We start from the raw sequence: 12,695 nt of genomic DNA, 5'->3' as shown, positions 1-12,695 counted from the left end.
TTTAATCGTTTGCTGCAAAAATCACCCGAATGGCCATTTTCATACGGTAAATGTACAAACTATGCCCGCCAGAGGCAACTTCCGCCTTTCTTCTGCACCAGGTCAAGGCGTGACTCATGGGCCGCTAACTCTTCATCAGTGGCGAAAACAACACGTAGTTTGCTGGACTGGCGCACAATACGCTGGATCCCCGTGTCATTCCTCTGCTGGCTGTCGCCTTCCATTGAAAACGCCATCGTGGTCTGCCCGCCGGTCATCATCAGATAAACGTCGGCCAGAATCTGGGCATCAAGCAATGCGCCGTGCAGGGTTCGTTTACTGTTGTCTATCTCATAGCGCGAGCACAACGCATCAAGGCTGTTTCGCTTGCCAGGAAACATTTTCCTCGCCAGCGCCAGGCTATCGGTTATTTTGCAGAATTCGTTCGTCTTCGGAATATCCCGCTTGAGCTTCGCGAATTCGTAATCCATAAAACCGATATCGAACGATGCGTTATGGATGACCAGCTCCGCGCCGCGAATGTAGTCGAGAAATTCGTCGGCTACATCAGCAAACGTGGGTTTATCAAGCAGGAATTCGTCTGCGATTCCGTGTACGCCGAACGCTTCCGGGTCCACCAGCCGATCCGGCTTCAGATAAACATGGAAGTTATTGCCGGTCAGGCGGCGGTTCACCACTTCAACCGCACCGATCTCAATGATCTTGTGGCCTTCATAGTGGGCGCCAATCTGGTTCATACCGGTGGTTTCGGTATCGAGGACGATCTGTCGTGTAATTCCAGTGCTCATAACGGTCATTTATGTCAGACTTATCGTTTGATTTCGATTTGCTAAAACAGGAAGTCTACCAGAGATGCTTAAACAGGTAGAAATTTTCACCGATGGTTCTTGCCTGGGAAATCCAGGACCGGGTGGTTATGGGGCGATTTTACGCTATCGCGGGCGCGAAAAAACCTTTAGCGAAGGCTACAACCTTACAACTAATAATCGCATGGAGCTGATGGCAGCAATCGTTGCGCTGGAAGCACTGAAAGAACAGTGTGAAGTGATACTCAGCACGGACAGCCAGTATGTGCGCCAGGGCATTACGCAGTGGATCCACAACTGGAAGAAGCGTGGCTGGAAAACAGCAGATAAAAAACCAGTGAAGAACGTCGATCTGTGGAAGCGTCTCGATGCCGCTTTGGGCCCTCATCAAATCAAATGGGAATGGGTTAAAGGCCATGCGGGCCATCCGGAAAACGAACGCTGCGATGAGCTTGCGCGCGCCGCGGCCATGAGCCCGACTCAGGATGATATTGGGTATCAGACTGAGGCTTAAGCGTCCGGTTTACGGTATTGCCGGGTCGCGCCAACGGCATGACGGATAGGCGTTTTGCTTTTATTTTGTTTCATCGGGTTGAGTGTAAGCGGAATGGTTCGCTTGCGCGCAACCACCAGCTGTAAACAGCCCAGCGCGGGGATATGGGCGCTTAACATTTTCCCGCCCTTCTTATTCCAGGGCAGAACATGAAAACGACTATAGTGCAGCACTTCAAAATTCAGTAATGATAGCCAGTCCAATTGACGCATGAGGGTAAACATCCGACTGTTATAGGGCGATGTCTTACGCAATACGGGCACCAGTTTACGCAAACCCATCAGGCTTACCGGGTTAAAACCGCTCAAAATCAACCAACCGTCATCAATCAACACGCGATCGGCTTCACGCAGTAGGCGATGCGGATCGGAACACCACGGTAACGTATGGGCCAATAAACAGACATCCACGGACTTATCGGCAAAGGGAAGATGCAAAGGATCGGCCGTCACCTGCATGGGAGAACCCTGCAAAGAAACATTTACCTGATGAGAAACCGCGCACGCTTCGGAATCGATTTCTGCGCTTAAATTACCAACCTTAAGCAGATGAAAACCGTACATTTTTGCGAACCACGGGTTAAGCTGATACTCCAGCGCCTCACGATAGTGTTCGCCCCAGGGCAGATCATCCCAGCTAACGGGCGCTACGACAGTTTGAGGGATCCTTGCCGGTTTCATCACAACCTTCCGTTACGCATTTAGAGGTAATATATGAATCTTAACAGTATTCCTGCATTTCAGGACAATTACATCTGGGTCTTGTCAAATAATGACCAGCATTGTCTGATTGTGGACCCGGGTGAAGCGGCTCCTGTTCTGAAAGCCATTGCAGAGCATAACTGGGTGCCTGAAGCCATTCTGCTAACCCATCATCATCAGGATCACGTGGGCGGAGTGAAAGAACTTCTGCAGCATTTCCCACAAATAGTGGTATACGGACCGGCTGAAACGCAAGATAAGGGAACGACACACATAGTCGAAGATGGCGATATTGCACTCGTTTTGGGGCATGAATTTAGGGTAATTGCTACTCCGGGTCACACTTTAGGACATATCTGTTACTTTAGCCATCCTTACTTATTCTGTGGTGACACACTCTTTTCTGGCGGTTGCGGTCGACTTTTTGAAGGCACCGCAACCCAAATGTATCAATCACTTAAAAAAATCGACGCCCTTCCTGACGATACATTAATTTGTTGCGCACATGAGTACACATTAGCAAACATGAAGTTTGCCTTAAGCATTCTCCCGCACGATTCGTTCATAAATGAATATTATCGTAAAGTTAATGAGTTACGCGTAAAAAAACAAATGACACTACCCGTAATTCTGAAAAATGAGCGGCGAAATAATCTTTTTTTAAGAACAGAAGATATTGATTTAATTAATGAAATTAACAAAGAAACAATATTGCAACAACCTGAGGAGCGTTTTGCCTGGTTAAGGTCAAAGAAAGATACGTTCTGACAATTCCGGGTTGCCTTTTGAAAACTTCGCCGTTATGATCGGTCGTCTTTTAAGCAACTATTGACACACACATGAAGGCAAAAGCGATATTACTCGCCTCTGTCCTGCTTGTTGGGTGCCAGAATACTGGTAACGTCCAACAACACGCACAGAGCCTTTCTGCAGCTGGTCAAGGGGAAGCAGGAAAGTTTACAAGTCAGGCGCGATGGATGGACGACGGAACATCTATCGCTGCTGATCAAGATTTGTGGGCTTTCATTGGTGACGAGCTAAAGATGGGAATTCCGGAAAACAGCCGGATTCGCGAACAGAAACAGAAGTATTTACGCAATAAGAGCTATCTCCACGATGTAACTTTACGGGCAGAGCCGTATATGTACTGGATAGCCGGGCAAGTTAAGAAACGTAACATGCCTATGGAACTGGTACTACTACCCATAGTGGAGAGCGCTTTTGATCCTCACGCAACGTCTGGCGCCAATGCCGCAGGTATTTGGCAGATCATTCCGAGCACGGGGCGCAATTATGGTTTAAAACAGACCCGCAGTTATGATGCACGTCGCGACGTTGTGGCTTCCACCACCGCCGCGCTGGACATGATGCAGCGTCTGAACAAGATGTTTGATGGCGACTGGCTGCTGACCGTTGCTGCTTATAATAGCGGTGAAGGTCGTGTCATGAAGGCAATCAAAACGAACAAGGCTCGTGGTAAACCCACTGACTTTTGGTCGTTGCCATTGCCTCAGGAAACGAAGCTATACGTGCCCAAAATGCTGGCATTGAGCGATATACTCAAAAACAGCAAACGCTATGGCGTACGTCTGCCAACAACAGACGAAAGCCGCGCGTTGGCACGTGTTCGCCTGAGTAGCCCGGTTGAGATGGCTCAGGTTGCCGATATGGCAGGTATTTCCGTCAGCAAGCTGAAGACCTTCAATGCAGGCGTGAAAGGTTCCACGTTGGGTGCCAGCGGCCCGCAATATGTGATGGTGCCAAAGAAGCATGCTGAGAAGCTGCGTGAGTCTCTGGCTTCAGGCGAAATTGCAGCCGTGCAGTCAACGCTGGTCGCGGATAACACGCCGCTGAACAGCCGTAGCTACAAAGTTCGCTCTGGCGATACGCTTTCTGGCGTTGCTTCACGTCTTGGCGTGAGCATCAATGACCTTAAGCAGTGGAATAATCTGCGCGGGTCGTCGCTGAAAGTAGGCCAGAATCTGACGGTGGGCGCTGGTAGCAGCGCACAGCGACTGGCGAACAACAGCGATAGCATCACCTATCGTGTGCGTAAAGGCGACTCGCTCTCGAGTATTGCCAAACGCCACGGGGTTAACATCAAGGATGTGATGCGCTGGAACAGCGATACGAATAATCTACAGCCAGGCGATCAGCTAACGTTGTTTGTGAAAAACAACGACATGCCGGACTCCTGATAGCATTGTAGAAATGAAGGCACTGGTTTCCCCCCAGTGCCTTTTTTATTTATCCCGCTTTATGTGCCTCAACCATTATCGTGTCGCTGGTAAACGAGCCATCTTCCTGTAACGCAAAGTAGTCTTTCACTTGTGCAGAAGCACTTTGTTGGTAGGCACGAATCGCGTCGCTCAACGCTGCAGGCGTACGCATCCGCGCCACCCACGAACTGAATTCCAGCGCCAGACGATCGGTTAACAAGGTATCGGCAATCAGATTGGCGTCATTGATTAACAACAACCACTCTCCGCTGGAATAGTTGCGTACGTGTGAGGTATCGCGTAACGCCTCCACGGTTTGCAACCAGATATCACGTACTGGGTGGCCAGGCGACATCACATCCATCACAATCAGTACACCACCGGGCTTCAGAACGCGGTTCACTTCCCGCAGCGCGCGCCCGACATCATGCCAGTGATGCGCGGAATAGCGGCTAATCACCACATCAAATACGTTATCTTCAAATGGCAGGCTTTCAGCATACCCCTGCCGTGTGGCGATATTATCCAGACCTCGGTCTTTTGCCGCCTTAGCAACCACTTCAAGCATCTGCGACGATAAATCATAAGCCACGACCTGCTTTACGTGTTGCGCGGCCACAAAGCTGGCGTGCCCTGCTCCGCATCCCATATCCAATACGCGAGCCTGTGGAAATGCCGACAACCTTTCCCCCAGACGTTGCAAGTCACGGCCAGAGGCGTGCACCGTACTGGTTAAATAGGCATTAGCCTGAGAGCCAAACTGTTTTTCGACGTTGTCATGGTGAGAGCGTGTTGTCATTGTGTTGTCCTTCGGTTGTTGAGAAATATGAAGGCAACCATCACAGGCCTGCCCTATGGCAGACCTGACACACCGTTATTGTTCAGGTTTGCCGGGACTGAATTCAACGAGTAGCGGGTTGTGATCGGATGCACGGGTGACCAGCACAGAGGCTTCACTCACGTTCAGACCGCGATAGAACACAAAATCGAGAGGGCGACCAAAGGCACGGCGGCGCTGATCGTCAGTAAAGCGAACCTGGCGCAGCGACATTTCACGCGCAAAGCGGTACAGCGCATTCATCCGTCGACGGCTCCAGGCATTAAAATCGCCGGCCATGATCACCGGACCGCTGTGATGAGCAATCTGATCGCCAATGGGAAGTAACTGCTTACTATAGACATCAACGCCAAGACTAAAGTTAACCGCGTGGATATTCACCACCATTAACAGCCGAGTGTCAGGCAACGGGTACACCGTCACCAGCGCCGATTTCGCCAGCCGTAAAATAGGCTCACGCTCGCGCAATGGACAGCAGTAAACAGGATGAGCAGCAGAGAGCGTCATGACACCAGAGGGATGCTGAGGCAGCACAAAGGCCGGAACCTGATCGGCAGCAAGATAGTTAGCGGTCGCAAACTGCACCAGTTCTGGCGTGGTTTGTGCTTCCTGCAATAACACCAGATGCGCATCTTTGCCAAAATTCTTCAGCACCGACTGCCATTCTGCGCGCTGCTGTTTAAAAATATTCCATACCAGCACGCGTATGCGATCTTCACTGCTTAACGGAACGCCTGCGGGTAATGCCTGGCCAATATGCGCAAACGACCCCGGCGGTAAAATCCGCTCGGCGGGTTGTCCGGCAACATAACGCATGGCATAGGTGTTTTTTCGCACTTTAGACTTTCAAACCTCTGTAACGTCAACCAGTCCGCAGCCGGACTGGTTCTTCTGTTATAGGGATTTTAGCACTCACTTTCAACGAACAATTGCAGTTTGTTTTGTAAGTGGGCGCTTACATCAATGATTTACCCCAAAGCAACGCGCGCGGGCTTATCAAGACGACCGCTGAGTCCCATCAGCAGGAAAGCAACCAGGACAATAAGTGCGCCAATCCACGGCGTCTGCGCCAGACCATAATGCTCGACCGTTTGTCCACCAATCACTGAACCCAGTGCAATGCCAATGTTAAACGCCGCAATGTTCAACCCTGACGCCACATCTACAGCATTAGGCGTAAATTGTTCCGCTTTCTGTACCACATAGACCTGCAACCCCGGTACGTTACCAAAGGCAAAGATCCCCATTACCAGGATGGTAGCCAGCGCGGCATACTGCGTAGAAGCCGTCAGTTGGAAAACCATCAGCAGAACAAACAGCGCGGCGAAAATGAATTTCAGCGCAGGAACGGCACCATGCTTATCCGCCAGCTTACCACCCCAGATATTACCGATAGCCACTGAAACACCGTAACCCAGTAAGATCCAGCTTACTGCTGCCGGAGAGAATCCCGCCAGATCCTGCATCATCGGTGCCAGGAAGGTGAATGCCGTGAATACACCGCCGAAGCCCAGTGCCGTAACGGCATAAATCAACAACAGACGGGGATGAGTCAGCACTTTCACCTGGTCGCGAATGCTGGCGGCTGCACGACCGGGAATGTTGGCGGGGATCAACAACTGGCTACTGATCAGTGCAATCACGCCTAACATTGATACCGCAAGGAAAGTCTCGCGCCAGCCAAAGTGTTGACCAATAAACGTTCCCAGCGGCACGCCGGTTACCAGCGCCACCGTTAAGCCACCAAACATAATAGCGATGGCGGAGGCCGCTTTCTCTTTCGGCACCAGACTTGTCGCGATGGTAGAACCAATCGAGAAGAATACGCCGTGTGCCAGCCCAGTCAGCAGACGAGCGACAATGAGTGTCATATACCCGGGAGCCTGCCATGCCAGCAAATTCCCCGCCGTAAACAGAACCATCAGCGCAACCAGTAACTGTTTACGTGGCAGGCGTCCGGTCAAAGCGGTCAGTACCGGTGCGCCAATCGCCACACCCAGCGCATAGATGGAAACCAGCATCCCGGCGGAAGGTAACGAGATCGCCAGTTGTTGAGCGATGGCCGGCACCAGACCAACAATCACAAACTCAGTAGTGCCTATAGCGAAGGCACTAATTGTTAGTGCAAATAAAGCGAGAGGCATAAATAACTCCGTAACATCAGTAATCAGATGACACGCAGTATGCCTGGATGTTTTAATGACAAAAATATTCAAAATCTCAATATAATTTTGCGTCAGGTGCAAAAATGAAAGCAACCTCTGAAGAACTTGCGATTTTTGTAGCGGTAGTGGAAAGCGGTAGCTTTAGCCGGGCGGCAGAACAGCTTGGACAAGCCAATTCCGCGGTCAGTCGGGCAGTAAAAAAGCTGGAGATGAAACTGGGCGTCAGTTTGCTTAATCGAACGACCCGACAGCTAAGTCTCACTGAGGAAGGAGAGCGCTACTTCAGGCGGGTGCAGCAGATACTGCAAGAGATGGCTGCAGCAGAAACGGAAATCATGGAGTCGCGTAATACTCCGCGCGGCCTGCTGCGCATCGACGCAGCAACACCGGTGATGTTGCATTTCCTGATGCCGCTAATCAAACCGTTCCGGGAGCGGTATCCCGAGATGACGTTGTCTCTCGTCTCCTCGGAAACATTCATCAATCTTATTGAACGAAAAGTGGATGTTGCTATACGAGCGGGTACACTGACTGACTCGAGTCTACGTGCGCGTCCGTTATTTACCAGCTATCGCAAGATTATTGCCTCACCGGAGTACATTGCCCGTTTTGGTAGACCAGAGACCGTCGAGGAGTTAAAACAGCATCTGTGTCTGGGGTTTGCCGAACCGGTTTCGCTCAATACCTGGCCGATTGCCTGTAGCGACGGACAGCTGCATGAGGTCGAGTGTGGAATTTCTTCCAACAGTGGGGAAACGCTAAAACAGCTTTGCCTGAACGGCAACGGCATCGCCTGTCTTTCAGATTATATGATAGATAAAGAGATCGCGCAGGGAGAGCTAGTGGAACTGCTGGCCGATAAACGTCTGCCGGTAAAAATGCCTTTCAGCGCCGTTTACTACAGCGATCGTGCGGTCAGTACACGTATTCGTGCATTTATAGACTTTTTAAGTGAATATATAAGAACAGCTCCCGAAGGAGCTGTGAAAGAGGGTTAAAGGGTACAGAAGGTCAGGCAATTAATCCCAGGCAGGGGCCAGGCCTTCCGGGCTGACCAGACGATCGTTGCAGTCCATTGCCGCGATCATTTTTTTATCTTCGGCATCCAGATGCAGTTCCAGCGCCAGCAGGTTGCTTGCCAGGTTTTCACGTTTGGTAGAAGAAGGAATTACGGAGTAACCTTCCCCCATTGCCCATGCCAGAATAACCTGCGCCGGGGTCGCGTTATGTTTAGCGGCAATGTGCGCAATCACTTCATCTTTCAGCGCGTTACCGTAAGCCAGCGTCATGTAAGAGGTGATGTGGATACCGTGTGCTTTCGCCCAGTCAACCACCTTACGGCTCTGAAGATACGGAGAAAGCTCAATCTGGTTGGTCGCAATATTGTCTGCGCCTACTGCGGCAATGGATTTTTCCATCAGCGCAATGGTGAAGTTTGAGATACCAATTTCACGAGTCAGTCCCTGCTGTTTTGCTTCGAGCAGCGCCAGCATGAATTCCTCAACAGATACAGCATTTCCTGGAGATGGCCAGTGGATCAGCACCAAATCAACATAATCTGTACGCAGTTTCTTCAGGCTTTCTTTCAGACTTGGGATCAGTTTTTCTTTGCTGAGATTTTCAATCCAGATCTTGGTGGTGATGTACAGTTCGTTACGCGGTACGCCACTTTCGGCAATCGCCTGACCAACAGCCGCTTCATTATCATAGATTTGCGCAGTGTCGACAGCACGGTAGCCCAGCTCAAGCGCCGTTTTAACAGAAGCGATAACCACGTCGTCTTTCAGGCGGAAAGTACCCAAACCGAATGCAGGGATAGCCATAGAATTCCTCTTTTTAATCACTATGTTCATTAACTAAGAGGATTATGACTTCCAGCTCTTTATAGAAAAAGAGTGATAAATGCAGAGGATTTTTGCGGATGTAGCAATAATTAAATTGCAGGCAAAAAAAAAGCCCTGAGCTAATGCTCAGGGCTCTTAATAAGTGGCGGAACGGACGGGACTCGAACCCGCGACCCCCTGCGTGACAGGCAGGTATTCTAACCAACTGAACTACCGCTCCACCGAATTTCTTTGTCACTACCCGGATTCTTCATCCCGGTTTACTGCAATTTGATGCCTGGCAGTTCCCTACTCTCGCATGGGGAGACCCCACACTACCATCGGCGCTACGGCGTTTCACTTCTGAGTTCGGCATGGGGTCAGGTGGGACCACCGCGCTACAGCCGCCAGGCAAATTCTGTTTATCAACACGCTTTTGCATGTCGATATAATCTGTAATCAAGCTGAATGTCGTCTCTTCGCCAAAACATCTTCGGCGTTGTAAGGTTAAGCCTCACGGTTCATTAGTATCGGTTAGCTCAATGTATCGCTACACTTACACACCCGACCTATCAACGTCGTCGTCTTCAACGTTCCTTCAGGAGACTTATAGTCTCAGGGAGAACTCATCTCGGGGCAAGTTTCGTGCTTAGATGCTTTCAGCACTTATCTCTTCCGCATTTAGCTACCGGGCAATGCCATTGGCATGACAACCCGAACACCAGTGATGCGTCCACTCCGGTCCTCTCGTACTAGGAGCAGCCCCCCTCAATTCTCCAGCGCCCACGGCAGATAGGGACCGAACTGTCTCACGACGTTCTAAACCCAGCTCGCGTACCACTTTAAATGGCGAACAGCCATACCCTTGGGACCTACTTCAGCCCCAGGATGTGATGAGCCGACATCGAGGTGCCAAACACCGCCGTCGATATGAACTCTTGGGCGGTATCAGCCTGTTATCCCCGGAGTACCTTTTATCCGTTGAGCGATGGCCCTTCCATTCAGAACCACCGGATCACTAAGACCTGCTTTCGCACCTGCTCGAGCCGTCACTCTCGCAGTCAAGCTAGCTTATGCCTTTGCACTAACCTCCTGATGTCCGACCAGGATTAGCTAACCTTCGTGCTCCTCCGTTACTCTTTAGGAGGAGACCGCCCCAGTCAAACTACCCACCAGACACTGTCCGCAACCCGGATTACGGGTCCACGTTAGAACACCAGCCATTAAAGGGTGGTATTTCAAGGATGGCTCCATGCAGACTGGCGTCCACACTTCAAAGCCTCCCACCTATCCTACACATCAAGGACCAGTGTTCAGTGTCAAGCTATAGTAAAGGTTCACGGGGTCTTTCCGTCTTGCCGCGGGTACACTGCATCTTCACAGCGAGTTCAATTTCACTGAGTCTCGGGTGGAGACAGCCTGGCCATCATTACGCCATTCGTGCAGGTCGGAACTTACCCGACAAGGAATTTCGCTACCTTAGGACCGTTATAGTTACGGCCGCCGTTTACCGGGGCTTCGATCAAGAGCTTCTCCTTACGGATAACCCCATCAATTAACCTTCCGGCACCGGGCAGGCGTCACACCGTATACGTCCACTTTCGTGTTTGCACAGTGCTGTGTTTTTAATAAACAGTTGCAGCCAGCTGGTATCTTCGACTGATTTCAGCTCCATGAGTAAATCACTTCACCTACATATCAGCGTGCCTTCTCCCGAAGTTACGGCACCATTTTGCCTAGTTCCTTCACCCGAGTTCTCTCAAGCGCCTTGGTATTCTCTACCTGACCACCTGTGTCGGTTTGGGGTACGATTTCGTGTTACCTGATGCTTAGAGGCTTTTCCTGGAAGCAGGGCATTTGTTACTTCAGCACCGTAGTGCCTCGTCATCACACCTCAGCGTTAAAAAGGTACCGGATTTACCTGGAACCTCCGCCTACATGCTTAAACCGGGACAACCGTCGCCCGGCTAACATAGCCTTCTCCGTCCCCCCTTCGCAGTAACACCAAGTACAGGAATATTAACCTGTTTCCCATCGACTACGCCTTTCGGCCTCGCCTTAGGGGTCGACTCACCCTGCCCCGATTAACGTTGGACAGGAACCCTTGGTCTTCCGGCGTGCGGGTTTTTCACCCGCATTATCGTTACTTATGTCAGCATTCGCACTTCTGATACCTCCAGCATACCTCACGATACACCTTCAACGGCTTACAGAACGCTCCCCTACCCAACAACACATAGTGTCGCTGCCGCAGCTTCGGTGCATGGTTTAGCCCCGTTACATCTTCCGCGCAGGCCGACTCGACCAGTGAGCTATTACGCTTTCTTTAAATGATGGCTGCTTCTAAGCCAACATCCTGGCTGTCTGTGCCTTCCCACATCGTTTCCCACTTAACCATGACTTTGGGACCTTAGCTGGCGGTCTGGGTTGTTTCCCTCTTCACGACGGACGTTAGCACCCGCCGTGTGTCTCCCGTGATAACATTCTTCGGTATTCGCAGTTTGCATCGGGTTGGTAAGTCGGGATGACCCCCTAGCCGAAACAGTGCTCTACCCCCGAAGATGAATTCACGAGGCGCTACCTAAATAGCTTTCGGGGAGAACCAGCTATCTCCCGGTTTGATTGGCCTTTCACCCCCAGCCACAAGTCATCCGCTAATTTTTCAACATTAGTCGGTTCGGTCCTCCAGTTAGTGTTACCCAACCTTCAACCTGCCCATGGCTAGATCACCGGGTTTCGGGTCTATACCCTGCAACTTAACGCCCAGTTAAGACTCGGTTTCCCTTCGGCTCCCCTATACGGTTAACCTTGCTACAGAATATAAGTCGCTGACCCATTATACAAAAGGTACGCAGTCACCCCATAAAGAGGCTCCCACTGCTTGTACGTACACGGTTTCAGGTTCTTTTTCACTCCCCTCGCCGGGGTTCTTTTCGCCTTTCCCTCACGGTACTGGTTCACTATCGGTCAGTCAGGAGTATTTAGCCTTGGAGGATGGTCCCCCCATATTCAGACAGGATACCACGTGTCCCGCCCTACTCTTCGAGTTCACAACCTGTGCATTTTGGTGTACGGGACTATCACCCTGTACCGTCGGACTTTCCAGACCGTTCCACTAACACACAAGCTGATTCAGACTCTGGGCTGCTCCCCGTTCGCTCGCCGCTACTGGGGGAATCTCGGTTGATTTCTTTTCCTCGGGGTACTTAGATGTTTCAGTTCCCCCGGTTCGCTTCATTACGCTATGTATTCACGTAATGATAGTGTGACGAATCACACTGGGTTTCCCCATTCGGAAATCGCCGGTTATAACGGTTCATATCACCTTACCGACGCTTATCGCAGATTAGCACGTCCTTCATCGCCTCTGACTGCCAGGGCATCCACCGTGTACGCTTAGTCGCTTAACCTCACAACCCGAAGATGTTTCGTAAAACACCATCGTGTTGCGAAAATTTGAGAGACTCGAACACACCGCTTTTCATTTCTTATTACGGAGAAATGAAACAGTGTGTCGTTTCAATTTTCAGCTTGATCCAGATTTTTAAAGAGCAAATATCTCAAACGTCACCCGAAGGTAAGTTTTGAGA

General features: G+C 50.7%; 9 protein-coding genes, 1 tRNA gene, 2 rRNA genes and 1 pseudogene. 4 read left to right on the top strand and 9 right to left on the bottom strand.

Annotated features, from left to right (window positions below):
• Positions 1 to 59 precede the first annotated feature (59 nt).
• The gene (gene dnaQ, locus C2U41_RS01455; RefSeq protein WP_003031410.1) at positions 60 to 788 is read right to left on the bottom strand and encodes a DNA polymerase III subunit epsilon; all 729 of its coding nucleotides are present in this window, start codon (positions 786 to 788) and stop codon (positions 60 to 62) included.
• Here dnaQ and rnhA point away from each other — a divergent pair.
• Positions 742 to 1,320 (top strand): annotated as a pseudogene (rnhA, locus tag C2U41_RS01450) (ribonuclease HI). The gene dnaQ and the pseudogene rnhA sit on opposite strands and share 47 nt — an antisense overlap.
• Here rnhA and C2U41_RS01445 read toward each other — a convergent pair.
• The gene (locus C2U41_RS01445; RefSeq protein WP_079935334.1) at positions 1,317 to 2,039 is read right to left on the bottom strand and encodes a class I SAM-dependent methyltransferase; all 723 of its coding nucleotides are present in this window, start codon (positions 2,037 to 2,039) and stop codon (positions 1,317 to 1,319) included. The pseudogene rnhA and the gene C2U41_RS01445 sit on opposite strands and share 4 nt — an antisense overlap.
• A 33-nt stretch (positions 2,040 to 2,072) precedes the next feature.
• On the opposite strand from C2U41_RS01445, the gene gloB reads away from it, so the two are divergent.
• Both gloB and mltD read left to right on the top strand, forming a co-directional pair.
• On the top strand, positions 2,073 to 2,828 hold the full coding sequence (gene gloB / locus C2U41_RS01440) for a hydroxyacylglutathione hydrolase (protein WP_103849136.1): 756 nt from the start codon (positions 2,073 to 2,075) through the stop codon (positions 2,826 to 2,828).
• Positions 2,829 to 2,899: 71 nt separating this feature from the next.
• The gene (mltD, locus tag C2U41_RS01435) at positions 2,900 to 4,258 is read left to right on the top strand and encodes a murein transglycosylase D (RefSeq protein ID WP_003031421.1); all 1,359 of its coding nucleotides are present in this window, start codon (positions 2,900 to 2,902) and stop codon (positions 4,256 to 4,258) included.
• A gap of 49 nt (positions 4,259 to 4,307) precedes the next feature.
• On the opposite strand, the gene C2U41_RS01430 is transcribed toward mltD, so the two are convergent.
• The 3 genes from C2U41_RS01430 to C2U41_RS01420 all read right to left on the bottom strand — a co-directional run bounded on the left by C2U41_RS01430 (position 4,308) and on the right by C2U41_RS01420 (position 7,261).
• A complete protein-coding gene (locus tag C2U41_RS01430) occupies positions 4,308 to 5,078 on the bottom strand; it encodes a class I SAM-dependent methyltransferase (protein ID WP_048216822.1) in 771 nt (256 codons plus the stop codon).
• A gap of 75 nt (positions 5,079 to 5,153) precedes the next feature.
• Positions 5,154 to 5,954 (bottom strand): endonuclease/exonuclease/phosphatase family protein, encoded by an 801-nt coding sequence (locus tag C2U41_RS01425; protein ID WP_003031427.1) that lies wholly within the window; start codon positions 5,952 to 5,954, stop codon positions 5,154 to 5,156.
• A 131-nt stretch (positions 5,955 to 6,085) separates the two neighbouring features.
• Positions 6,086 to 7,261, bottom strand: a complete 1,176-nt coding sequence (locus tag C2U41_RS01420) for an MFS transporter (RefSeq protein WP_103849139.1) — start codon at positions 7,259 to 7,261, stop codon at positions 6,086 to 6,088.
• A 104-nt stretch (positions 7,262 to 7,365) separates the two neighbouring features.
• On the opposite strand from C2U41_RS01420, the gene yafC reads away from it, so the two are divergent.
• Positions 7,366 to 8,280: a DNA-binding transcriptional regulator YafC gene (gene yafC / locus C2U41_RS01415; RefSeq protein ID WP_103849137.1), complete on the top strand. Its 915-nt coding sequence runs from the start codon at positions 7,366 to 7,368 to the stop codon at positions 8,278 to 8,280.
• 21 nt (positions 8,281 to 8,301) lie between these two features.
• Here yafC and dkgB read toward each other — a convergent pair whose 3' ends face one another.
• The 4 genes from dkgB to C2U41_RS01395 form a co-directional block, all read right to left on the bottom strand.
• Entirely contained in the window at positions 8,302 to 9,105 is an 804-nt protein-coding gene (gene dkgB / locus C2U41_RS01410) for a 2,5-didehydrogluconate reductase DkgB (RefSeq protein ID WP_103849138.1), read from the bottom strand.
• Between the two features lie 164 nt (positions 9,106 to 9,269).
• Positions 9,270 to 9,346, bottom strand: a tRNA-Asp gene (locus C2U41_RS01405).
• A gap of 55 nt (positions 9,347 to 9,401) precedes the next feature.
• Positions 9,402 to 9,517, bottom strand: a 5S ribosomal RNA gene (rrf, locus tag C2U41_RS01400).
• Between the two features lie 91 nt (positions 9,518 to 9,608).
• Positions 9,609 to 12,515, bottom strand: a 23S ribosomal RNA gene (locus C2U41_RS01395).
• Between the last annotated feature and the right edge of the window lie 180 nt (positions 12,516 to 12,695).

The sequence above is a fragment of the Citrobacter freundii complex sp. CFNIH4 genome, assembly GCF_002934505.1.
In the GTDB taxonomy this organism is placed as follows: Bacteria; Pseudomonadota; Gammaproteobacteria; order Enterobacterales; family Enterobacteriaceae; genus Citrobacter; species Citrobacter freundii.
Note: the sequence above shows the minus strand (reverse complement) of the source record. Positions and strands in the feature narration are given on the sequence as shown.

Coding starts and splice junctions, on each gene's coding strand:
- C2U41_RS01430 (WP_048216822.1), bottom strand. CDS start 5,078: ATGACAACACGCTCTCACCATGACAACGTCGAAAAACAGTTTGGCTCT.
- mltD (WP_003031421.1), top strand. CDS start 2,900: ATGAAGGCAAAAGCGATATTACTCGCCTCTGTCCTGCTTGTTGGGTGC.
- gloB (WP_103849136.1), top strand. CDS start 2,073: ATGAATCTTAACAGTATTCCTGCATTTCAGGACAATTACATCTGGGTC.
- dnaQ (WP_003031410.1), bottom strand. CDS start 788: ATGAGCACTGGAATTACACGACAGATCGTCCTCGATACCGAAACCACC.
- yafC (WP_103849137.1), top strand. CDS start 7,366: ATGAAAGCAACCTCTGAAGAACTTGCGATTTTTGTAGCGGTAGTGGAA.
- C2U41_RS01420 (WP_103849139.1), bottom strand. CDS start 7,261: ATGCCTCTCGCTTTATTTGCACTAACAATTAGTGCCTTCGCTATAGGC.
- C2U41_RS01445 (WP_079935334.1), bottom strand. CDS start 2,039: ATGAAACCGGCAAGGATCCCTCAAACTGTCGTAGCGCCCGTTAGCTGG.
- dkgB (WP_103849138.1), bottom strand. CDS start 9,105: ATGGCTATCCCTGCATTCGGTTTGGGTACTTTCCGCCTGAAAGACGAC.